Raw genomic sequence first — 18,572 nt, 5'->3', positions numbered from 1 at the left:
TGAAGGCTTGATGGACCCCATGCGCTCGACCTTCCACGATCTTGAAAAGACCATCCGGCGGCGGCGGACGGCTGACCCCTCGCAATCCTATGTGGCCAAGCTGACGGCTCGGGGCCGGGGAAAGATCGCGCAGAAAGTGGGCGAGGAAGCGGTGGAAACCGTGATCGCCGCCATGGCCTCCGACCGGGAAGGTGTAGTTGGCGAGAGCGCTGATCTGATCTTCCACCTGATGGTCTTACTCGCGGATCTCGACATCCCGCTCGACGCCGTGCTGGATGAGTTGGACCGCCGGGAGGGTGTGTCGGGCATCGCCGAAAAGGCGGCCCGGCCAAAGGACTGACCGGCTGCCGGAAAGAAATCTGCCCATCCGCGTTTCCTGATCTGCTTTAAGCCGAACAGGGAGACCACGGCATGGTAAGAACGATCGCGGGCGGCATATTGGGCGGCTTCGCTCTTTTCGTGATCCGCTTCCTATTCTGGCAGACGCCGCTGAGCGCCCTTGCCCTCCATCGCGCGGGTGAAGCGCCCGGCGCCAACCTCCAGGCAGCGCTGGCCCAATCACTGACGCAGACCGGAACGGGCGTCTACATCGTCCCTGACCCGGCCACCGCGCAAGGCACGATCCTGTACGGAAAGGGTCCGATCGCGACCATCTTCTACAACAATAGCGGCTTTCCAGTGACCGACAGCGCCGCGCTGATCGGTGGCCTGGTCCTCGCCCTGATCGCAGGCGTCGTCATTGCACTGGCGCTGAGGTTCGCGGCGGTGGACTTTGGCAGCCGCGCGCGCATCGCCCTGCTTTCGGCACTGGCCGCGGTGTTATGGCTGGACATCGGGCAGGCCGTGTTCAACCACGCGCATTGGGGCTACATCCTCTACCTCGCCTTCAGCGATTTTATCGCGCTGGCCGCAGCCGGGCTTATCGCCGCCCGGCTGATCGCTACGGCTCCGGTTGCTTCGCCCAACGCTACAACGATGCACTGAAGCCGCTACCCGCCTCCTCAGCAAGCCGGATCATGCAGGCGGCATGACGCTCCGCCACCGCCATCCTGTCCTCGCCATAACCGCCGCCCATGGTGCTGGCGAGCGGGATGCCGCGGCGGCGGGCTTCCCGCATGACGGCGCGGTCGCGCGCATCCAGCCCCGCATCGCTGAGCGCCAACCTTCCCAGCCGGTCGTCGGCATGGGGGTCGACACCCGCCTGGTACAGGATCAGGTCGGGGCCGAAGCTATCGAGCGCCTGCGGCAACACCTCCATCAGCGTCGCGAGATAATCCGCGTCACCCACGCCGTCAGGCAATGCGACGTCGAGCGAGGAACGCATCTTGCGTGCGGGGAAGTTCTTCTCCGCGTGGATCGAGAGGGTGAAGACATCATCCCGCCCAGCCATCAACTGCGCGGTGCCGTCCCCCTGATGAACGTCAAGATCAAGGATGAGCACGCGCTGCGCGTCCCCTTCCCTGATCAAACGATTCGCAGCGATGGCGAGATCGTTGAACACGCAATAGCCCGCGCCGCTGTCATAAAGCGCATGATGGCTGCCGCCTGCCGCATTGGCGGCATAGCCATGCGCCATCGCCAGCTTCGCCGCCGCCCAGGTTCCGCCAGGCGAAAGCATCGACCGCCGCATGGTCCGTTCATTGACGGCAAAGCCGATCCGCCGCTGCTTGTCGGGCGGAACCGTCAGGCTCGCGACCTCTGCGACATAGGCGGGGTCGTGCACCGCCTCTATCCAGAGACGGGGCATGGGCGCGGGTTCATGGAGCGTAAAGGCAGCGCCGCTTAGCCTAAGTGTTTCCATAACCAGCCCATATTTATCAAAATGAAAGCGGCTGCCTGCTGTTGCAGGAGAAACATAGGCAGGATGGTGAACAACGTGGAGCATCATCTTTTTTCCGCGATGATAAGTTTGAACGATGAGGGCTTTGCGCTATCTGGTCCAGCATGAACCGTCCCGATTTGATCCGTTTTTGCCTCAGCCCCCTCATCGGCCTCGCCGCCGCGCCTGCGATTGCGCAGCCGCCTGCGGTTGTGCCGACGCTGCCACCCTCCGCGCCGCCGGTCATCGCGCCGCCCGCTGTGGTGACGCCGCCCGTGCCCATCCCGCCGCTGTCGGCCGCGCAGCAGGCCTGGCTCAACAACTGGCTGAAGGGCGGCGCCGAGCAGGGCCTGATGGCCCGCAGCAAGGCGACGGCATCGCTTTCCGGCGATGCCCTGGTGTCCGCTGTGCTGGACCGGGCGAAGGCGCTCAGCACGGGAAGGGTGGATACCGCAGACTTTCTCGACATCTGGGCGCTTCGCCCGGCCGCTTTTGATCCGCGCCCCGGGCTCGCGCGCGCGATTGCCGAAGACCGCCTGCCCCAATGGGCGTCCAGCCTGACGCCGCCTTATTCCGGCTATGATGGCCTGCGCCGTGGGCTTGCCGCCTATGAACGGATTCGCGATGCGGGCGGCTGGCCTGTCCTGAATGCCAAGTCCACGCCCGACGCGGTGCGCAAGCGTCTCGCGATCGAGGACAAGAGCGTGCAGCCGGGCGAAGCGCTGACCGACGTGCTGCAACGGGCACAGCGGCGCTATGGGTTGAACCCGACTGGCCTGCTCGATGCGCGTACGCTCAAGGAACTTAATGTTCCGGTCGAGGACCGTATTGCCGCCATCATGGCGAACATGGAACGCTGGCGCTGGATGCCGCGCCAACTGCCGGTCAATCGCGTTCAGGTGAACATCGCCGCTGCCGTACTCACCGTCTTCGAAGGCGATCAGCCGGTCACCTCCATGCGCGCCGTCACCGGGTCGCCCGACAATGCGACGCCGATGCTGACGTCCAGCATCCATTCCATCGTCGTCAATCCGCCATGGAATGTCCCGTCTTCCATCGCGAAGAAGGAATTGTGGCCAAAGGGGCGCGCGGCGTTGCTGCGGCAGGGCTACAAGATCGTGGGCACGCCGGAAAGCGGGGAGCGGATCGTTCAGCCCGCAGGGCCCAGCAGCGCGCTTGGCCGGTTGAAGTTCGACTTCAACAATCCCTTCGCCGTATACCTGCATGACACGCCCGCCCGCGCGAAATTCTCCAGTTATGACCGGCTCGCCAGCCATGGCTGCATCCGGCTTGAAAAGCCGGTGCCGCTCGCGGAACTGATGGTGCAGAGCGATCCCAAGCTGGCGGGCAAGGTCCAGTCGCTGATCGACACCGGCAAGACGCAGCGCGTGCAATTGCCCAAGGAAGTGGCGGTCTATCTGCTTTACTGGACCGCCTTTGCCAGCAGTAACGGCACCATGAATTTCCGGTCCGATCCCTATGGCTGGGACAAGCTTCTCGCCCGGAAGATCGAAGCATCCAGCCGCCGCCTTGATCCCACCGCCGCACCTGCGCCAACCATCGCATCGAAGGACTAAGACCCCATGCGCAAGATTGCCCTCGCCGCCCTTGCTGGCGCGCTCGCCCTGTCCGCTTGCGGGAAGAAGGAAGAGCAGGCGCCCGCGACCAACAACATGGTCGAACCCCCGGTTGAAAATGTGATCATCGAGGAACCGGAAGCGCCGCTGCCGCCAGCCAATAATGCCGTGGCCGCGCCGGAACCTGCGCCGCCGCCAAGCATTTCCGAGCAGCAGCAAATCCAGGATGACGCCGAAGCGACCGGCATGACCGCACGGTTGGACCAGTCGTCCGAGGCGAGCAACTCGACCGATTGAGCCGAAGGATGGCCGCCTTCGGACGAGTGGCGGCCGCCTGTCTTCGCCCCGCCCTTTAAGCGAGCGCGGAGCTTTGCTATATTGCGATTCATGGATCGCCGCAGTTTTACGAAGGCCGCTTTGAGCGGACTTGCCTTTTCTTTTCTGGCAGATAGCGCGGGTCGCGCGGCTTTGACGGCCAACCTACAGCCCGCCGCGCCTGTGCCGCCACCCGTTACGCCTCACCCGGTAACGCCATTGGCGCGGCAGCCCTATGCGCGGCTGCTCGATCGGGCGAAAGCGGCACTGGACGAACATGCGCATATGTTCGAACTGCGCGACCGTATCGCGCTGGCCGATTTCAACGCCCCCTCGCGCGAGTTGCGCTTCCACATCGTCGATCTGCTGGGCGGGCACGCCAGTTCCTACCTTGTGTCTCATGGCCGGGGATCCGATCCGGGGCATTCGGGTTGGCTGCAAACATTTTCCAACGAACCGAATTCGCTCGCCAGTTCGGCGGGCGCGTACAAGACGGGCCAGATTTACGAGGGTCAGCATGGCCGGGCCATGCGGCTCGCGGGTCTGGACGCGCAAAACAACAATGCCGAAATGCGGGCGATCGTGATCCACGGCGCGGATTATGTCAGCGAAGACCATATCGCGACATGGGGCAAGATCGGCCGGAGCGAAGGTTGCTTTGCCGTTGCCCGGCATATGCTGCCGCAGTTGCTGGGCCTGCTCGGGCCGGGCCGCATGATCTACGCGAACAAGCTCACCGCAATGGGGGCTTGAGGTCGGGCGTACCCCGCCAAGCGCAATTACCGCCCTTTCTCAAGCAGAATGTGCTTAATCCTACACACGCGACCGTTCAGGCGAACGGGGTCAGAGGTTATGCCAGTTTAGGGTGATCCAGCTCTAAACCTATTGCGCCACCAACTCGCAGAATTGGCGGGCCATTGCGAACTCTTCCCGCCGCCGTGCTGCCCGGGCCGCAGCTTCGGCGTCCTCGCCCCATTGCTCGACTTCCCAAGCCTCGTCGATTTCCGAAGCGGTCCAGATCGCGTCGGCGTCATGCCCGCCTTCGACGATCGCCAGGCCACAGACCAGCGATCCAGACAGCGTCACCAAAGTCGACAAGCCTGCCAGCGTGAAGGGATCATAGGCTTTCACCGCTGCGTCCAGCCGCTCCAGAGTCTCTGGCGGCTGATCGACGGGAATAATCCCCTGCGTCACCCGGAAAGTGACGTCATAACGCTGCCGCGCCCAATCCAGCAACGGGTCCCAGGCCGCCGCTTCCCGCGAAACCAGTTCCGCCGGTCCTTCGGCGCGGTAGCAGAGGAGGTCGCTGGTCCCGTAATTGGCTATACCCGCCGCGAAGCTTTCGCGATTGGGCGCGATCTGATCGATCGCACCGTTGGCGAGGCCGGTAAAGGGCATGGAACGCGGATCGACGGCATCACCCTGCCGCCGCCATTCATCCGCCACCGCCTCCGCCAGCCCCACCGTCGGCAATGCCAGGGCAGCGCGCGCAGGCGTGCGTACCGGGCGGCCATCAAGCTGGATCTCATGCCCGGCCCCGCCGGAAATCACCGCGACATCCTTGTAAAAGCGTTTCATTGCGGCGGTCTCCGGAACAGGCTCAGCAACAGGCGCGGCACGATGACGAACTGAAACAGGCCGACCAGCACGAAGATCATGCCCATCGCCTTCGCCTTGCCGCCTTGAACCCAGCTGAAACGCTCCATCAGGATCAGGAAGCCGAACATCACGAGCAAGGCGCCCGAGAGGCGGAATATGCCGAGCGCGAAGTGACGCTGGCGTGCGACCTTTTCAGGATCGACGGGAGGCGGAGGAGGAAAGTCGGTCATGCTGCGCGGATATGGGCATTGAGTTCGTCACTGTCCATCGCCACGCCATGCGCGCCCGCCGCGATCAGGTCAGCGGGCGGATGATAGCCCCAGCCAACGCCCAGCGCCCTTGTGCCAGCGTTAAGCGCCATGTCGATGTCATAGCTGGTGTCGCCGATCATCACCGTCGTCTCCGGAACCGCCCCTGCATCCGCCATCGCAGTCAGCAACATGGAAGGATGCGGTTTCGACGGATGCCGATCAGCGGTTTGCAACGTCACGAAATGCGCATGAATGCCATGATGCGACAGGCAGAGGTTCAGCCCGCGATCCGACTTGCCAGTCGCCACCCCCAGCAGCCATCCATCCGCATCCAGTTGCCGGATCAACTCCGCGATGCCGGGATAGAGCGGTTCCGACACGGCATTGTCCCTGCGCATCTGCTGAAAAGCGCGCTTGTAGCTTTCCGAAAGATGGTCGTGGAAATCAGCCTCCGCTTCGGGCAGCAGGCGCGCGATCGCCAGCGGCAGCGACAGACCGACCACGGACAATATAGTTGTGCGGTCGGGCACCGCCAGCTTCTCGCCCTCGAACGCCAGCGTCATTGCCGTGCAGATGCTGTGCTGGCTGTCGACCAGAGTGCCGTCGCAATCGAAGACGGCCAGGCGATTGCTCATTTCTTGCGCGGCCCGCCCGCCCCTCTGGACCGCCGCTCGCCCCGCCGCCCCTTTCGCAGCTGCTTGGCGTGAGCGCGCGCGGCCTTCTTCTCATCCTCGCGGGTGGGCGCGCGCGCGATTTCCTCGTCCAGCGGCAGGTCGCCTGCGTTGATGTCGAAACCGAGCGAGACTAGGCTCGTCGCGAAATGCTCGGGTAGTTCGGCGCGCACGTCGACCCGGCCGCCATCGGGATGATCAACCCGAATGCGGCGCGCGTGCAGATGCATCTTCCGGCTGATCGTGCCCGACAGAAAGGCTTCCTTGCCGCCATATTTGCCATCGCCGACGATCGGATGGCCGATCGCCGCCATATGCACACGCAACTGATGCGTGCGGCCGGTATGGGGTTGCAGCTCTACCCAGGCGGCGCGGTTGCCCGCGCGTTCGATGACGCGATAACGCGAGCGGGCGGGCAAGCCCTCCTCCTCATCGACATGCATCTTCTCGCCACCCGTGCCCGGCTGCTTGGCGATCGGCAGTTCGATCATGCCGTCCTCGATCGACGGCACGCCCATGACGATCGCCCAATAGACCTTGCGCGCGGTGCGGCTGGAAAAGGCCTTCGCAAAATAGGCGGCTGACCGGGCCGTGCGGGCGATCAGCAGCGCGCCGGACGTATCCTTGTCCAGCCGGTGGACAAGCTTCGGGCGCTGGTCCAGTTCGAACTCCAGAGCGTCGAGCAAACCGTCGACATGGTCGTCGGTCTTGGTCCCGCCCTGCGTCGCGAGGCCCGGCGGCTTGTTGATGACGATCGCCTGCGCGTCGCGATGGATCACCATATTCTGTGCGAAGCTGATCTGGTCTTCGCTAAGCTCCGGCCTCACCCTGCGGGGCTTGGCGGTCTCGGCAGCTTTGGGCTCGGCGGGGGGAACGCGGATCAGCTGGCCTTCAGTCACGCGGTCGCCCGGCGCAGCGCGTGCGCCATCGACCCGCAACTGGCCGGTGCGTGCCCAGCGAGACACGCTGTTGAAGCCGATGTCGGGCAGGTGGCGCTGGAACCAACGATCCAGCCGAATGCCGTCGTCATCTGCCCCAACACGGAATTGACGCACGTCCAGCGAGACGCCCTTGGGCGCAGCAGTCTTGGGCGTCGCGGTCTTTGGAGCAGCGGTTTTGGCGGCAGCAGGCTTGGAGGCAGGCTTTGCAGGTGACTTGGGCCCATCCGGCTTGCGGGCGCGCGCCGCCTTCGCACCACCACGGGCGCGACCGGGCGCGCCGCCACCGGGCTTGCCCCCGCGCGACGGACCGGAAGGCTTGCTGGGAGGACGACCCTTCATGCCACGCTCCGCATCATGCCAAGGCCAAGGACCAGCGCGCCGACGGCCGCGATGACGGACAGGACGGTATAGCTCATGGCCATGACGAATTGTCCGCGCTCGATCATCAGCACGGTTTCCAGGCTGAAGGAAGAAAAGGTGGTGAAGCCGCCAAGCAGACCAACGGCCAGCAACAGCCGCAAGGCCTCGCCCGACGCGCTGCCGAACCGCGCCAGCCATCCGGCGAGCAGTCCCATGGCAAAGCCGCCGAGCACATTGGCGGCAAAGGTTCCCCAGGGCCACAGCGCACCCGGCAGCATGTGACCGGCAAAGCGGCCCAGCTGATAGCGCGCCAGCGCGCCCACCGCGCCGCCGCCCATGACTAGGAGGATATTGTTCATCCCGCCCGCCCTAGAGGCAAATCGCGGTAAAGAAAATGGCAGCGCGTGCCTTTCTGCGCGCTTACTGCCCCTTGTCGGCGATTATATCGACGTTCGTGCGTCCGCCAGGCGCTGCGGTGAAGATCATGAGGTAGGCTGCGCCATCATCCTTGCGCGTGCCGCCCAGCACATGATCACCACCCATGATCCGATATTCTGCGTCGAAGCCGGAACGGCGCGCCTGGGTGTAATAATAGTCCATGACGTTCTGGCGCGGCACTGGCGTGACGAAAGTCGCAGCCCGGAGCGTACAGCCATTCTTGTCCGCGCCCGCAGCTTCCTTCAACTGAGCGCCGGGATAGACGCCGAAAGGATCGGGCATGCGGCTTGCCCATTGCATGCCGTAGGCCAGTTGCTTGCGGCAGAAGATGTTGCCGCCGGGCTTATCCTGATCCTTCGCCATCGCAGCGAGCATGGCGGGGTTTTCCTTCCCGGGACCTTCCACAGCAGCAGGCGTCGCGAGCAGCTTGCCGCCCGCGAGCTTCACCGATTCGGCAAACGCCTTGGCTGCCTCGCCGCTCAGTTTCGGCGCATTCGCACTGGCGGGTTGCCCGGACTGATCGGCATATTTGGGATCAACCCTGATCTTCCCATCCAATGCCTCCTGCAGGCCCGGATCGATGGCATTGTTGGTCAGCTGAGCGTCAAGCGCGTTCAGATCAGCGTCCTTGTCCCCTTTCCCACAGGCCGCGAGCGGCAGCGCGAGCAATAGGGCAGTGGCATAAACTGAACGGAAAGGCGGCATGACTTCACTCCTTCGTAAACAAGGGGTGAATGTCAGGAGTTAATTTTTCGTTAGGGGTTGTGGTAAATCGCTAAATATTCCCATGCCATTCAGACGCGAATGGCATCCGCCGCCATCTTGCGCCAAGCGGCTACAAGGTCCATTTCAGGGCGATGCTGAACGTCCTCTCTGTCCTTATCGGCCTCTTCGCCTTCCTGCTGATGATCCCGGCATTCCTGCCGCTTTTGGGGATCGCCAATTGGCTTTTGGTGCCGATCGCCCTGTTCGGCGCCCTGATCGGCATCTTATCCACCCGCAACAGCGGCCGCAACCTGTGCCTGATTGTTGCGGCGATCGGCGCATTCCGGCTGTTCCTGGGCGGAGGCATTTTCTGAATCCGCATGATCAGCAGGTCAGGGCCGGACTGTTCGCCGCGCTCGGCGCCTATGGCGTCTGGGGCCTGCTGCCTATTTTCTTCAAGCTGCTCCACAGCGTCAATGCGGTGGAGGTCGTGTCGCAGCGCGTCCTCTGGTCGCTGGCGCTGATCCTTGGCGTACTTGCCGCACGGCGCAGCCTTGGGCAACTGGCGGCGGCGTTGCGCGAGAGGCGGATCGTGCTGCCTCTCATGGCCTCGGCGGCCTTCATTGCGGTCAACTGGCTGGTCTATGTGTGGGCGGTGAATGATGGCCATGTCATCGCCGCCAGCCTTGGCTACTTCCTCAATCCGCTGGTCAACGTCGCGCTCGGCGTGCTGGTGTTGAAGGAAAGGCTGCGGCGGGGGCAGGCCATCGCTATCGCGATCGCAGCCGTCGGCGTGGCGATCATGGCGGCGGCCGCCTTCACCACCTTGTGGATCAGCGTGGGCCTCGCCGTCAGCTTCGCACTCTATGGCCTCATCCGCAAATTGACCCCGGTGGCGCCCATGGTCGGATTGGGCGCGGAAACGCTACTGCTCGCCCCCCTCGCCCTTGTCTCGCTGCTATGGCTGTGGGGGCATGGCGCCCTCAGCTTTGGACAGGATGGCTATATAAGCAGCCTGCTCATCCTCTCGGGCGGATTGACCACCATTCCGCTGATCCTGTTCGCCATGGCGGCACAGCGCCTGCCGCTCACGGTGCTGGGCCTGATCCAGTATATCGCGCCCACGCTGCAATTCCTGTGTGGCGTGCTGCTTTATGGCGAGAAGCTGGCGCAGGGCCAGATGATCAGCTTCGCCTTCATCTGGCTTGGTCTTCTCCTGTTCGCGACCGACAGCCTCGCCGCCGCGCGCAAGAACAGGCTTGCGACGGCGTAAGGCTTACGGCGTCAGGCGAACTCGGTCGCTTCGAAGCGCACCGCCTCACCCACGGCCTCATTGGCAAGTGCGTCTTCCCACATGACCCTGTTGCCGCGCACGATGGTGCCCACCGCCTTGCCGGTCAGTTCCATGTCCTCGAACGGCGACCAGTTGCAGCGCGACGCCAGCCAGTCGCTGCCCACCGTCCACCGCTTCTTGAGATCGACGACAGTGAAGTCCGCATCATAGCCGAGCGCGATCCGGCCCTTGCCGACCAAGCCGAACACGCGCTGCGGCCCGGATGATGTCAGTTCGATGAACCGGCGCAGCGACAAACGCCCCTCCGCTACATGGTTGAGCAGCAACGGCACCAGCGTCTGGACGCCGGGCATGCCGCTGGGCGACGCCGGATAGGCCTTCGCCTTCTCCTCCACCGTATGCGGGGCATGGTCGCTGCCCAGCACATCGGGCACGCCCTGATTGAGCCAGTGCCAGAGCCCCTCGCGATGCGCTGCCGACCGGATCGGCGGGTTCATCTGCGCATAGGTGCCAAGCCGGGGATAGGCATCCTCGGCGGCGAGCGTCAGATGCTGCGGCGTCACTTCGCAGGTCGCGATATCCTTGTGTCCCGCAATATATTCCAGTTCCGCCGGAGTTGTAACGTGCAGGATATGGATGCGCCGCCGCGCCCGGCGGGCAAGGCCAATGATGCGCTTCGTGGCGATCATCGCGCTTTCATCGTCGCGCCAGACGGGGTGAGACGAAGGGTCGCCCTCGACCCGCAAATCCTTGCGAGCGTTCATCCGCGCCTCGTCCTCGGCATGGATGGCAACGCGCCGGGTGCCGCTCGCCAGCACGCGGGAGAGAGCCGCGTCATCGTCCACCAGCAGGCTGCCGGTCGACGCGCCCATGAAGATCTTCACGCCCGCCGTGCCGGGAATACGCTCCAGTTCCTTCAGCGCTTCGGCATTGTCCGCCGTCGCGCCGACATAGAAGGCATGGTCGCACCACATGCGGTGATGGGCGCGGGCCAGCTTGTCATGAACGCGCTCGGCACTGTCCGTATTCGGGTTCGTGTTCGGCATCTCGAACACGGCCGTGATCCCGCCCAGCACGGCGGCGCGGCTTCCGGATTCAAGATCTTCCTTATGCTCAAGGCCCGGCTCGCGGAAATGCACCTGGCTGTCGATGCAGCCGGGCAGCACGTCCAGCCCCGTACAGTCGATGACATCGCCCGCATCGCCCAGCGACGATCCGATCGCCACGACCTTGCCGCCGCGGACGCCGACATCGGTCTGTTCAGCGCCTCCAGGCGTGTGGACGGTGCCGTTCTTCAGGATCAGGTCGAAATTCTGGGACATGATTGCTCGCCGCTTGGATATGATCGGCGTCTGTCCTACCTAAAGCCGATGACCGGCACCACCCTAACCGACCGCGCACTCATCAGAATTTCAGGCGAAGAGGCGCGGCCCTTCCTTCAGGGCCTCTTCACCCGCGACGTCCTGACGCTCAGGGCAGGCGAACCGCGCTGGACGGGCCTGCTCACGCCGCAAGGCAAGGCGCTCTACGACTTCATCCTCTGGGCGGATGGCGACGATGTGCTGATCGATGGCGAGGCGGCGCAGGCCGAAGCGCTGGCCAAGCGGCTCACCCTCTACCGCCTCCGCCGCAAGGTGGTGATTGAACGGGAGGATGCGCTCGCCGTCCACTGGTCTCTTGAAGCCCCCGGAAAGCCCGCCGATCCGCGCCTCGCCGCCCTCGGCCATCGCTGGCTCGCTCCGCCAGCACCCGGCGACGCCGCTGCTGCTTTCCGCGCACACCGCCTGTCGCTCGGCATCTTCGAAGGGGCGGGCGAGCTCGGTCAGGACCAGACACTATGGCTGGAGACCAATGCGGGCGAACTGCACGGCGTGGACTTCGACAAGGGTTGCTATGTCGGTCAGGAAAACACGGCCCGCATGCATTATCGCAGCAAGGTGAACCGCCGCCTCGTCGCTGTGCCCTTGACGCAAGCCGACGAGAAGCGCCAACGCGCCACCCTTCCCGAACTTGGCCTGTCGATCGAACTGCGCCGGGTCGAGGACATTGATCCTGCAACGCTCCCCCCATGGCTCGCTGCGGCGATCGCGGAGCATGCCGCCGGATGAAGGGCCTACTGCTCGCCCTGCTCGGGGCCCTCAGCATTGCCGCCCCCGCATGGGCCGACACCCCCTGGACGCTGGTCAAGGCCTACCCCCATGACCCGAAAGCCTTCACCGAAGGCCTCTTCTTCCATGACGGCATGCTTTACGAGAGCACCGGCCTTGAGGGCCGGTCCGACATCCGCAAGGTCTCGCTCGAAGACGGCAAGGTGCTCGAAAGCCGCACCCTCGCTCCGCAATATTTCGGCGAGGGGATCGTCAACTGGAAGGATCGCCTGATCAGCCTCACCTGGCGTCATCGTCAAGGTTTCGTCTGGAAGCTCAACGGCTTCAAGCCGCTGTCGCAGTTCCGCTATGAAGGCGAGGGCTGGGGCCTGACCCAGGATGGCCGCAACCTCATCATGAGCGACGGCACATCGCAGCTGCGCTTCCTCGACCCCGACACGCTGCGCGAAGCCCGCCGCATCACCGTGACCTTCAACGGCCGCCCGGTCGATCGCCTGAACGAACTGGAATATGTGAAGGGAGAGCTGTGGGCGAACATCTGGTACGACACACGCATTGCCCGCATTGACCCTGCGACCGGCCAGGTGATCGACTGGATCAATATCGCCCCATTGATGCGCGAAAGCGGCGTCACGGATAGTGAGGGCGTGCCCAACGGCATCGCCTATGACCAGAAACGCGACCGCATTTTCGTCACCGGCAAATATTGGCCCAAGCTGTTCGAGATCCGCCTGAACCCCAAGGGGAGCGCGTCGACGGGGAAGTAAGAGCCCGGGGGCTCAGCTCGCCGCCCTTTTGCGCCGCGTTTCCCATCCCTTCTTCGCCGCAGCGGACCGATCAGCCGCAGACCGCCGCGCCGACGCCGCACCACCTTTCCGGCCACCCTTGCGCGAAGACACATGCGTGTCTGGCTTCCCGCGTCCTGACCCCGACTTGTTGCCGCCGCCCGACTCCTTGTTCACCGTCGCCCAGGCTCGCCGTTCGGCTTCCTTGCGCGAAACGCCACGCTCCTCATAGCCTTCCTCGATATGTTCGGCCTTGCGCTTCTGCTTGTCGGTATAGCTGCTCTTGTCGCCACGCGGCATGATTGACCTCCTGTCAGCATCTTCTCCTGCCCTACCAACGATCGCCAGCCGATCCCGTTCACTGCCGCATGAGTTCGGCGGAACGGAAGGCAAGCAGCACGCGTTCCCCGGCCATGGAAGAGCGCACCCTTATAGAACGGCTCGCCCGTCACCTCGCCGTCGACGATCCGGATCAGTGGCACGCGCGGGTCGCCGACGCCGCCAGCATCCTTGCCATCATAAAGGATCCTGATCCTGCCATGCGGGAGGCCGGCGATCAGGCGCAATGGCGCGCGATGATCAATGCAGCGCTGCGGGAGCGGTGGGTCGTCGCGACGCATCCCGGCGGCGACCATGCCGAACCCGGCACCGACGAAGAAGGCGAATTTTCGCTTCACCCGCACGAAGTGACCCGCGACCGTGCCGACTGGTATCATGTGCATGACAGGCAGGAGAAATCATCATGAAGGGGTTGTTGAAGCTCGCATTCATCGGCGGGCTGAGCGCCGTCGCATGGCGCGCCTGGCAGGACCGGCATGCTCCAGCGCCCGCGGATGACCGCGGCCCCGTCGGATCGTCGGGGATCGTCAGGGATGCAGGGCCCGAGGAACAGCATATCGACGCCAGCGACTGGGACATGGTCGATGAGCAGGTCGACGAGTCCTTCCCCGCAAGCGATCCGCCGGGCAACTATTGAGGCATCAGCTGATCGGTCCTGACGTGCGGGTCATTGCCCCTGCCCCGCCCCGTCTCTATGAGCCTGGGCGGTAACGGCTCGCGCTTGTGCCTAGGGCCTGAAACAGGGGAAATCTAGCCAATGCCTTCGGGTCTCATCGCGCTGCTCGACGATGTAGCGGGAATAGCCAAGCTCACTGCCACCTCGCTGGACGATGTTGCCGCCGCCGCGGGCAAGGCCGGGTCAAAGGCGGCGGGTGTCGTGATCGATGACGCGGCAGTGACCCCGCGCTATGTCGTTGGCCTGACGCCCGATCGCGAACTGCCCATCATCTGGAAGATCGCGCGCGGTTCGCTGCGCAACAAGCTGCTTTTCCTGTTGCCCGCCGCACTGCTGATGAGTGCCTTTGCGCCGTGGCTTCTCCCGCCGCTGCTGATGCTGGGCGGTGCATTTCTCTGCTTCGAAGCGGTCGAAAAGCTGCTGGAAGCGGTGCAAGGCGGCCATGACGTGGCGGAGGAAGCGCTGGCCACGCACAGTTCGCAGGAATTAGAGGATCAGAAGGTGTCCGGCGCCATCCGCACCGACTTCATCCTTTCCGGTGAGATCATGGCGATCGCGCTCGGCACCGTTGCGGCGGAACCGCTCTGGGAACAGGCGCTGATTCTGGTCGTCGTGGCGGTCCTCATCACGGCGGGCGTCTATGGGGTCGTCGGCTTCATCGTGAAGATGGACGATATCGGCTTGCACCTGGCCGAGCGTTCTTCATCGGTGGCGCGCGCCGTGGGACGCGGGCTGGTCCATGCCATGCCTGTCCTGATGAAGATCCTCTCGGTGGTGGGCACCGCGGCCATGCTGTGGGTCGGCGGCGGCCTGATCGTCCATGGCCTGCATGAATTTCACTGGGACTTGATCCCCGGCGCCATCCACCACGCTGCTGAGAGCGTGGCAGCGGCCGCGCCTGCGATCGGGCCCTTCCTTGATTGGACCGTGAATGCAATCGGGGGGGCCATCGTCGGCCTGGTGATCGGCGGGATCATCGTCGCGGTGCTGCACTTGTTCAAAAGACATTAAGCACGCGACTGCGTTCGAAGCTTGGTTGCCTGCCAGGTAAACCTTACCTCAGTTTGGTTCGCCGAACTCGGGGCGAACGGCGCAAAGCCTGCCGAACAAGGCGAACTGAAGATGGAAATGCTCCAACCTCCGTCCCCTTGGCGCGTCGAAGCAAGCGCCCTGCTCGCGCTTGCCCTACCTATGATCGCGGGCAACGTAGCGTGGGCAGGAATTGCCGCAACCGACCTTCTGCTGATCGGCCGCCTGGGCGCAAAGGGCGTGGCGGCGGGCGCGCTTGCCATCAACCTATTCCATGCCCTGCTCATCTTCGGCATGGGCCTTGTCACAGCCGCCGCGCCGCTCATCGCCAACGAGCGAGGCCGCCGCCGCCATTCCGTTCGCGATGTTCGCCGCACGGTTCAGCAAACCCTGCGGGCCGCCTTTTTCTTTGTCCTCCCCGCCTGGCTCCTCCTCTGGCAGAGCGAGGCCATCCTGCTCGCCATGGGCCAGCAGCCGGACCTCGCCCATCAGGCAGGCCTGATGATGCGCGGCCTGCAATGGGCCCTGCTCCCGTTCCTGGCCTTCACGACGTTGCGCAACTTCATATCCGCGCTGGAACGGCCGATCTGGGCCGTTGTCATCATGCTGCTCGCCATCCCCTTCAACGTCCTCGCGGGATGGGCGCTCATCTTCGGCAATTTCGGTTTGCCGGCGCTCGGCCTTTTGGGCGCGGGACTAGCCAGCACCCTTTCCTCCTGCTTTCTGTTCCTCAGCCTGCTTGGCGTCATACTGATCGACCGCCGCTTTCGTCGTTATCGGGTGATGGGCCGCTTCTGGACCCGCGACCGCGAGCGGCATCGTGCCGTCTGGGCCTTAGGCCTGCCGATCGCCATCACCGTGGGGTTTGAAACCACCGTGTTCAACGCCTCGGCTTTGCTCATGGGCCTCATCGGTCAGGCTTCCCTCGCCGCCCATGCTGTCGCCATCCAGATCGCCGCGCTGCTGTTCATGGTGCCGATGGGCATCGGGCAGGCAGCGACCGTGCGCGTCGGCCTTGCCTACGGGCGCGGCGATTCAGCGGCGATCGGACGCGCGGGGTGGCTCGCGCTTCTTCTCGGCTTCGGCTTTGCGCTGGGTGCCGCCATCCTGCTCATCACCGTTCCCCGCCGGCTGATCGGCGCTTTTCTCGACCTGACCGATCCTGCCAACAGCCAGACAGCAGCGCTTGCAGTGAGCTTCCTCGCGGTCGCTGCGCTGTTCCAGCTGGTCGACGCCACCCAGGCCGTGGCTGCAGGCGTCTTGCGCGGCCTGCACGACACGAAAGTGCCCATGATCTTTGCGCTCGTCGGCTATTGGATCATCGGCGTCGGCGTGGGGACCATCCTTGCCTTCCCGCTCGGCATGAAGGGCCTGGGCATCTGGTTCGGGCTAGCGAGCGGCCTTGGAGTGGTAGCGGTGCTGCTGCTCGCGCGATGGATGATGCGCTACCGGCTGGGCCTCGTCGGCTCACCCTGAAAAGCGCCCGGATGCACTTTAGGAGCATGCTGCGGCGCACAAAGCAATTGAAGACAGCCTGCGAATCGGTAATGACGACAATCATGACTGCCCCAACGACCATTTTCGAAGCCATCGCGCTCCAGAAATGCCTCAAGGCGACCTATAACAAGATGGTCGTCAAGCTGGCGCCCCACATCCTCTACACGCGCCATGATGAGATGTTCATCGACGCTGTCACCGTGGAGCGTGAAGGCGGCCCACCGCGCGAATTGAAGCTCGGAACGTTCAAGCTCGCGGGCCTCAACGACGTCTCCATCCTCGATGAGCCGTTCGAGGCCATGTACGGCCTCTACAATGAGGATGACGACAAATATAAGGGCGTGACCCTGTTCGCCGTCGCGCCTGAAAGCGCAGCCGCCTGACAATTTAAGGAGCGGCCAGGCGGCGCCGCTCCGGTCATTTCTTCAGCCGGTAACCTGTCCGGAAAACCCATCCGATGGCGGTCAGACACACTGCCAGCATCGCGGCGATGAAGAGCAGGCTGAACTCGATCCCCACATCGCCCCGACCGAAGAAGGTCCAGCGGAAACCCGACACCAGATAGACGATCGGGTTGAACAAGGTGATCGTACGCCAGGGCTCGGCCAGCATATGGACAGAGTAGAAGGCGCCGCCCAGGAACGTCATCGGCATGATCAGCAGCATCGGGATGACCTGCAACTGCTCGAAGCTTTGCGCCCAGATGCCCAGGATAAATCCGAACAGGCAGAAACTGACCGCGATCAGCACCATGAACGCCGCCATGGCGACAGGATGTTCGACATGGACGTCGACAAACAGATGGGCCGTCACGAAGATGATCGTTCCGACGCTCAATGACTTGGTGGCCGCCGCGCCTACATAGGCGATGACGGTCTCGGTCGCCGACACAGGCGCGGAAAGCAGCTCATAGATGGTGCCCGCGAATTTCGGCATGTAGATACCGAAGCTCGCATTGAAGATGCTCTCGGTGAACATCGACATCATGATCAGACCAGGCACGATGAAGGCGGCATAGTCGATGCCGTCGATCTGCGTCATCCGCGATCCGATCGCCCCGCCGAACACGACGAAATAGAGCGATGTGGTAATCACCGGCACCAGCAAGCCGGTCAGCAGGGTACGGCTGAACCTGTGCAACTCGAACTTGTAGATCGACCAGATGGCCCGATAGTTGAACCCGCTCATGCCGCCTTCTCCTGATGGACCAGGCTGACGAAGATATCTTCCAGGCTGCTCTGCTGCGTGTTGAGATCCTTGTAGCCAATGCCAAGGTCGCCAAGCCTGCGCAGCAGCGACGATACGCCAGTCCGCTCCGCCCGCGTATCGAATACATATTCGATCTCGCTTCCATCGGACTTGAGCGCCAAAACCCATTCGCCAAGTTCCGGCGGGATCTGCGTCAGCGGCTGGGCCAGCGTTACCGTGAGGCTCTTCTTCCCCAGCTTCTTCATAAGCGCGGTCTTCTCTTCGACCAGGATCAGCTCGCCCTTGTTGATCACGCCCACCCGGTCGGCCATTTCCTCGGCTTCCTCGATATAGTGGGTCGTGAGAATGATGGTGACGCCGGTTTGCCGCAACTCACCGATCAGCTTCCACATGTCGCGGCGCAGTTCGACGTCGACGCCAGCCGTCGGCTCATCCAGGAACAGCACGCGCGGCTCATGGCTGAGCGCCTTGGCGATCATCACGCGCCGTTTCATGCCACCCGACAGTTCAAGCATCTTGTTGTTGCGCTTGTCCCACAAGGACAGGTCGCGAAGCACCTTCTCGATATAGGTGTCGTCGCGCGGCTTGCCGAACAGCCCACGGGAAAAGCGCACGGTGTCGATCACCCGCTCGAACGCATCGGTGTGCAGTTCCTGCGGCACCAACCCGATGGCTGAGCGCGACCCACGATAGCTGCGCACGATGTCATGCCCGGCGACCGTCACCGTGCCTCCGGTTGGCCGCACATTGCCGCAGATGATGGAGATCATCGTCGTCTTGCCCGCGCCATTGGGGCCCAGCAGGGCGAATATCTCGCCCTCCTCAATTTCCAGATCGATGCCCTTGAGTGCTTGATATCCCGAAGCGTAGCTTTTCTTCAGCCCGGACACGGTAATGATGGACGCCATGCGCGCGAATGCCCCTCTTTATCTGCACGCCTAGATAAGGTCGCACGGCCT

The 18,572-nt window shown here is 63.7% G+C and carries 25 protein-coding genes; 14 read left to right on the top strand and 11 right to left on the bottom strand.

Going from position 1 to position 18,572, the window contains the following annotated elements; all coding sequences use genetic code 11:
- Positions 1–19: 19 nt before the first annotated feature.
- Both MU848_RS06360 and MU848_RS06355 read left to right on the top strand, forming a co-directional pair.
- Positions 20–340, top strand: coding sequence for a phosphoribosyl-ATP diphosphatase (locus MU848_RS06360; protein ID WP_201514875.1), 321 nt, complete (start codon positions 20–22; stop codon positions 338–340).
- Positions 341–411: 71 nt separating this feature from the next.
- A complete protein-coding gene (locus tag MU848_RS06355) occupies positions 412–984 on the top strand; it encodes a hypothetical protein (RefSeq protein WP_247230892.1) in 573 nt (190 codons plus the stop codon).
- Here MU848_RS06355 and MU848_RS06350 read toward each other — a convergent pair.
- Positions 968–1,885 carry a histone deacetylase family protein gene (locus tag MU848_RS06350; protein ID WP_247231694.1) on the bottom strand — a complete coding sequence of 306 codons (918 nt, stop codon included), beginning with the start codon at positions 1,883–1,885 and terminating at the stop codon, positions 968–970. The two genes, MU848_RS06355 and MU848_RS06350, sit on opposite strands and share 17 nt — an antisense overlap.
- 59 nt (positions 1,886–1,944) lie before the next feature.
- Here MU848_RS06350 and MU848_RS06345 point away from each other — a divergent pair, with 59 nt between their 5' ends.
- From MU848_RS06345 to MU848_RS06335, 3 genes are all read left to right on the top strand, one after another.
- On the top strand, positions 1,945–3,396 hold the full coding sequence (locus MU848_RS06345; protein ID WP_247230891.1) for a L,D-transpeptidase family protein: 1,452 nt from the start codon (positions 1,945–1,947) through the stop codon (positions 3,394–3,396).
- A 6-nt stretch (positions 3,397–3,402) separates the two neighbouring features.
- Positions 3,403–3,693 carry a hypothetical protein gene (locus MU848_RS06340; RefSeq protein WP_097091886.1) on the top strand — a complete coding sequence of 97 codons (291 nt, stop codon included), beginning with the start codon at positions 3,403–3,405 and terminating at the stop codon, positions 3,691–3,693.
- A gap of 90 nt (positions 3,694–3,783) precedes the next feature.
- The gene (locus MU848_RS06335; RefSeq protein WP_247230890.1) at positions 3,784–4,464 is read left to right on the top strand and encodes a murein L,D-transpeptidase catalytic domain-containing protein; all 681 of its coding nucleotides are present in this window, start codon (positions 3,784–3,786) and stop codon (positions 4,462–4,464) included.
- A 129-nt stretch (positions 4,465–4,593) separates the two neighbouring features.
- On the opposite strand, the gene MU848_RS06330 is transcribed toward MU848_RS06335, so the two are convergent.
- From MU848_RS06330 to MU848_RS06305, 6 genes are all read right to left on the bottom strand, one after another.
- Positions 4,594–5,289: an ATP12 family chaperone protein gene (locus tag MU848_RS06330; RefSeq protein WP_247230889.1), complete on the bottom strand. Its 696-nt coding sequence runs from the start codon at positions 5,287–5,289 to the stop codon at positions 4,594–4,596.
- Positions 5,286–5,540 (bottom strand): hypothetical protein, encoded by a 255-nt coding sequence (locus MU848_RS06325; protein ID WP_097091889.1) that lies wholly within the window; start codon positions 5,538–5,540, stop codon positions 5,286–5,288. The genes MU848_RS06330 and MU848_RS06325 overlap by 4 nt, the downstream gene beginning before the upstream one ends.
- Positions 5,537–6,196 (bottom strand): HAD-IA family hydrolase, encoded by a 660-nt coding sequence (locus tag MU848_RS06320; RefSeq protein WP_247230888.1) that lies wholly within the window; start codon positions 6,194–6,196, stop codon positions 5,537–5,539. Before MU848_RS06320 ends, MU848_RS06325 begins: the two co-directional genes overlap by 4 nt.
- Positions 6,193–7,512: an RluA family pseudouridine synthase gene (locus tag MU848_RS06315; RefSeq protein WP_247230887.1), complete on the bottom strand. Its 1,320-nt coding sequence runs from the start codon at positions 7,510–7,512 to the stop codon at positions 6,193–6,195. The genes MU848_RS06320 and MU848_RS06315 overlap by 4 nt, the downstream gene beginning before the upstream one ends.
- Entirely contained in the window at positions 7,509–7,892 is a 384-nt protein-coding gene (gene crcB / locus MU848_RS06310; protein ID WP_247230886.1) for a fluoride efflux transporter CrcB, read from the bottom strand. The genes MU848_RS06315 and crcB overlap by 4 nt, the downstream gene beginning before the upstream one ends.
- A gap of 61 nt (positions 7,893–7,953) precedes the next feature.
- Positions 7,954–8,676 (bottom strand): hypothetical protein, encoded by a 723-nt coding sequence (locus tag MU848_RS06305; protein ID WP_247230885.1) that lies wholly within the window; start codon positions 8,674–8,676, stop codon positions 7,954–7,956.
- Positions 8,677–8,828: 152 nt separating this feature from the next.
- On the opposite strand from MU848_RS06305, the gene MU848_RS06300 reads away from it, so the two are divergent.
- The gene (locus MU848_RS06300) at positions 8,829–9,050 is read left to right on the top strand and encodes a hypothetical protein (RefSeq protein ID WP_097091894.1); all 222 of its coding nucleotides are present in this window, start codon (positions 8,829–8,831) and stop codon (positions 9,048–9,050) included.
- On the top strand, positions 9,047–9,949 hold the full coding sequence (rarD, locus tag MU848_RS06295; RefSeq protein ID WP_247231692.1) for an EamA family transporter RarD: 903 nt from the start codon (positions 9,047–9,049) through the stop codon (positions 9,947–9,949). The genes MU848_RS06300 and rarD overlap by 4 nt, the downstream gene beginning before the upstream one ends.
- Before the next feature lie 11 nt (positions 9,950–9,960).
- Here the strand turns inward: rarD and MU848_RS06290 are convergent, their stop codons facing one another.
- Positions 9,961–11,292, bottom strand: coding sequence for a dihydroorotase (locus MU848_RS06290; protein WP_247230884.1), 1,332 nt, complete (start codon positions 11,290–11,292; stop codon positions 9,961–9,963).
- A 48-nt stretch (positions 11,293–11,340) separates the two neighbouring features.
- On the opposite strand from MU848_RS06290, the gene ygfZ reads away from it, so the two are divergent.
- Both ygfZ and MU848_RS06280 read left to right on the top strand, forming a co-directional pair.
- A complete protein-coding gene (gene ygfZ / locus MU848_RS06285) occupies positions 11,341–12,078 on the top strand; it encodes a CAF17-like 4Fe-4S cluster assembly/insertion protein YgfZ (RefSeq protein WP_247230883.1) in 738 nt (245 codons plus the stop codon).
- Complete coding sequence (locus MU848_RS06280) at positions 12,075–12,845, top strand: glutaminyl-peptide cyclotransferase (RefSeq protein WP_247230882.1); 771 nt, start codon at positions 12,075–12,077, stop codon at positions 12,843–12,845. Before ygfZ ends, MU848_RS06280 begins: the two co-directional genes overlap by 4 nt.
- Before the next feature lie 12 nt (positions 12,846–12,857).
- Here the strand turns inward: MU848_RS06280 and MU848_RS06275 are convergent, their stop codons facing one another.
- Positions 12,858–13,163 (bottom strand): plasmid stabilization protein, encoded by a 306-nt coding sequence (locus MU848_RS06275; RefSeq protein WP_247230881.1) that lies wholly within the window; start codon positions 13,161–13,163, stop codon positions 12,858–12,860.
- A gap of 113 nt (positions 13,164–13,276) precedes the next feature.
- Here MU848_RS06275 and MU848_RS06270 point away from each other — a divergent pair, with 113 nt between their 5' ends.
- From MU848_RS06270 to MU848_RS06250, 5 genes are all read left to right on the top strand, one after another.
- Positions 13,277–13,609, top strand: a complete 333-nt coding sequence (locus tag MU848_RS06270) for a hypothetical protein (RefSeq protein WP_247231690.1) — start codon at positions 13,277–13,279, stop codon at positions 13,607–13,609.
- On the top strand, positions 13,606–13,839 hold the full coding sequence (locus MU848_RS06265; RefSeq protein ID WP_097091899.1) for a hypothetical protein: 234 nt from the start codon (positions 13,606–13,608) through the stop codon (positions 13,837–13,839). The genes MU848_RS06270 and MU848_RS06265 overlap by 4 nt, the downstream gene beginning before the upstream one ends.
- 120 nt (positions 13,840–13,959) lie before the next feature.
- On the top strand, positions 13,960–14,889 hold the full coding sequence (locus tag MU848_RS06260) for a DUF808 domain-containing protein (RefSeq protein ID WP_247230880.1): 930 nt from the start codon (positions 13,960–13,962) through the stop codon (positions 14,887–14,889).
- Positions 14,890–15,006: 117 nt separating this feature from the next.
- Positions 15,007–16,383, top strand: a complete 1,377-nt coding sequence (locus tag MU848_RS06255; protein WP_247231688.1) for an MATE family efflux transporter — start codon at positions 15,007–15,009, stop codon at positions 16,381–16,383.
- An 83-nt stretch (positions 16,384–16,466) separates the two neighbouring features.
- A complete protein-coding gene (locus tag MU848_RS06250; protein WP_247230879.1) occupies positions 16,467–16,787 on the top strand; it encodes a hypothetical protein in 321 nt (106 codons plus the stop codon).
- Positions 16,788–16,821: 34 nt separating this feature from the next.
- On the opposite strand, the gene MU848_RS06245 is transcribed toward MU848_RS06250, so the two are convergent.
- Positions 16,822–17,592 carry an ABC transporter permease gene (locus MU848_RS06245; RefSeq protein ID WP_097091901.1) on the bottom strand — a complete coding sequence of 257 codons (771 nt, stop codon included), beginning with the start codon at positions 17,590–17,592 and terminating at the stop codon, positions 16,822–16,824.
- Complete coding sequence (locus MU848_RS06240) at positions 17,589–18,521, bottom strand: ABC transporter ATP-binding protein (protein WP_247230878.1); 933 nt, start codon at positions 18,519–18,521, stop codon at positions 17,589–17,591. Before MU848_RS06240 ends, MU848_RS06245 begins: the two co-directional genes overlap by 4 nt.
- Positions 18,522–18,572: the final 51 nt, after the last annotated feature.

Origin of the sequence: Sphingobium agri, from assembly GCF_023051225.1 — a bacterium.
GTDB classification, from domain to species: Bacteria; Pseudomonadota; Alphaproteobacteria; order Sphingomonadales; family Sphingomonadaceae; genus Sphingobium; species Sphingobium agri.
This window is presented reverse-complemented; position numbering and strand designations above follow the sequence as displayed.

Excerpts from the sequence above, each read along its gene's own strand:
- MU848_RS06290 (WP_247230884.1), bottom strand. The coding sequence starts at position 11,292 with ATGTCCCAGAATTTCGACCTGATCCTGAAGAACGGCACCGTCCACACG.
- MU848_RS06270 (WP_247231690.1), top strand. The coding sequence starts at position 13,277 with ATGGAAGAGCGCACCCTTATAGAACGGCTCGCCCGTCACCTCGCCGTC.
- MU848_RS06300 (WP_097091894.1), top strand. The coding sequence starts at position 8,829 with ATGCTGAACGTCCTCTCTGTCCTTATCGGCCTCTTCGCCTTCCTGCTG.
- MU848_RS06340 (WP_097091886.1), top strand. The coding sequence starts at position 3,403 with ATGCGCAAGATTGCCCTCGCCGCCCTTGCTGGCGCGCTCGCCCTGTCC.
- MU848_RS06355 (WP_247230892.1), top strand. The coding sequence starts at position 412 with ATGGTAAGAACGATCGCGGGCGGCATATTGGGCGGCTTCGCTCTTTTC.
- MU848_RS06275 (WP_247230881.1), bottom strand. The coding sequence starts at position 13,163 with ATGCCGCGTGGCGACAAGAGCAGCTATACCGACAAGCAGAAGCGCAAG.
- MU848_RS06330 (WP_247230889.1), bottom strand. The coding sequence starts at position 5,289 with ATGAAACGCTTTTACAAGGATGTCGCGGTGATTTCCGGCGGGGCCGGG.
- MU848_RS06360 (WP_201514875.1), top strand. The coding sequence starts at position 20 with ATGCGCTCGACCTTCCACGATCTTGAAAAGACCATCCGGCGGCGGCGG.
- MU848_RS06260 (WP_247230880.1), top strand. The coding sequence starts at position 13,960 with ATGCCTTCGGGTCTCATCGCGCTGCTCGACGATGTAGCGGGAATAGCC.
- ygfZ (WP_247230883.1), top strand. The coding sequence starts at position 11,341 with ATGACCGGCACCACCCTAACCGACCGCGCACTCATCAGAATTTCAGGC.
- MU848_RS06305 (WP_247230885.1), bottom strand. The coding sequence starts at position 8,676 with ATGCCGCCTTTCCGTTCAGTTTATGCCACTGCCCTATTGCTCGCGCTG.
- crcB (WP_247230886.1), bottom strand. The coding sequence starts at position 7,892 with ATGAACAATATCCTCCTAGTCATGGGCGGCGGCGCGGTGGGCGCGCTG.
- MU848_RS06265 (WP_097091899.1), top strand. The coding sequence starts at position 13,606 with ATGAAGGGGTTGTTGAAGCTCGCATTCATCGGCGGGCTGAGCGCCGTC.
- MU848_RS06345 (WP_247230891.1), top strand. The coding sequence starts at position 1,945 with ATGAACCGTCCCGATTTGATCCGTTTTTGCCTCAGCCCCCTCATCGGC.
- MU848_RS06255 (WP_247231688.1), top strand. The coding sequence starts at position 15,007 with ATGCTCCAACCTCCGTCCCCTTGGCGCGTCGAAGCAAGCGCCCTGCTC.
- MU848_RS06250 (WP_247230879.1), top strand. The coding sequence starts at position 16,467 with ATGACTGCCCCAACGACCATTTTCGAAGCCATCGCGCTCCAGAAATGC.
- MU848_RS06245 (WP_097091901.1), bottom strand. The coding sequence starts at position 17,592 with ATGAGCGGGTTCAACTATCGGGCCATCTGGTCGATCTACAAGTTCGAG.
- MU848_RS06315 (WP_247230887.1), bottom strand. The coding sequence starts at position 7,512 with ATGAAGGGTCGTCCTCCCAGCAAGCCTTCCGGTCCGTCGCGCGGGGGC.
- MU848_RS06240 (WP_247230878.1), bottom strand. The coding sequence starts at position 18,521 with ATGGCGTCCATCATTACCGTGTCCGGGCTGAAGAAAAGCTACGCTTCG.
- MU848_RS06325 (WP_097091889.1), bottom strand. The coding sequence starts at position 5,540 with ATGACCGACTTTCCTCCTCCGCCTCCCGTCGATCCTGAAAAGGTCGCA.
- MU848_RS06280 (WP_247230882.1), top strand. The coding sequence starts at position 12,075 with ATGAAGGGCCTACTGCTCGCCCTGCTCGGGGCCCTCAGCATTGCCGCC.
- MU848_RS06320 (WP_247230888.1), bottom strand. The coding sequence starts at position 6,196 with ATGAGCAATCGCCTGGCCGTCTTCGATTGCGACGGCACTCTGGTCGAC.
- MU848_RS06350 (WP_247231694.1), bottom strand. The coding sequence starts at position 1,885 with ATGCTCCACGTTGTTCACCATCCTGCCTATGTTTCTCCTGCAACAGCA.
- MU848_RS06335 (WP_247230890.1), top strand. The coding sequence starts at position 3,784 with ATGGATCGCCGCAGTTTTACGAAGGCCGCTTTGAGCGGACTTGCCTTT.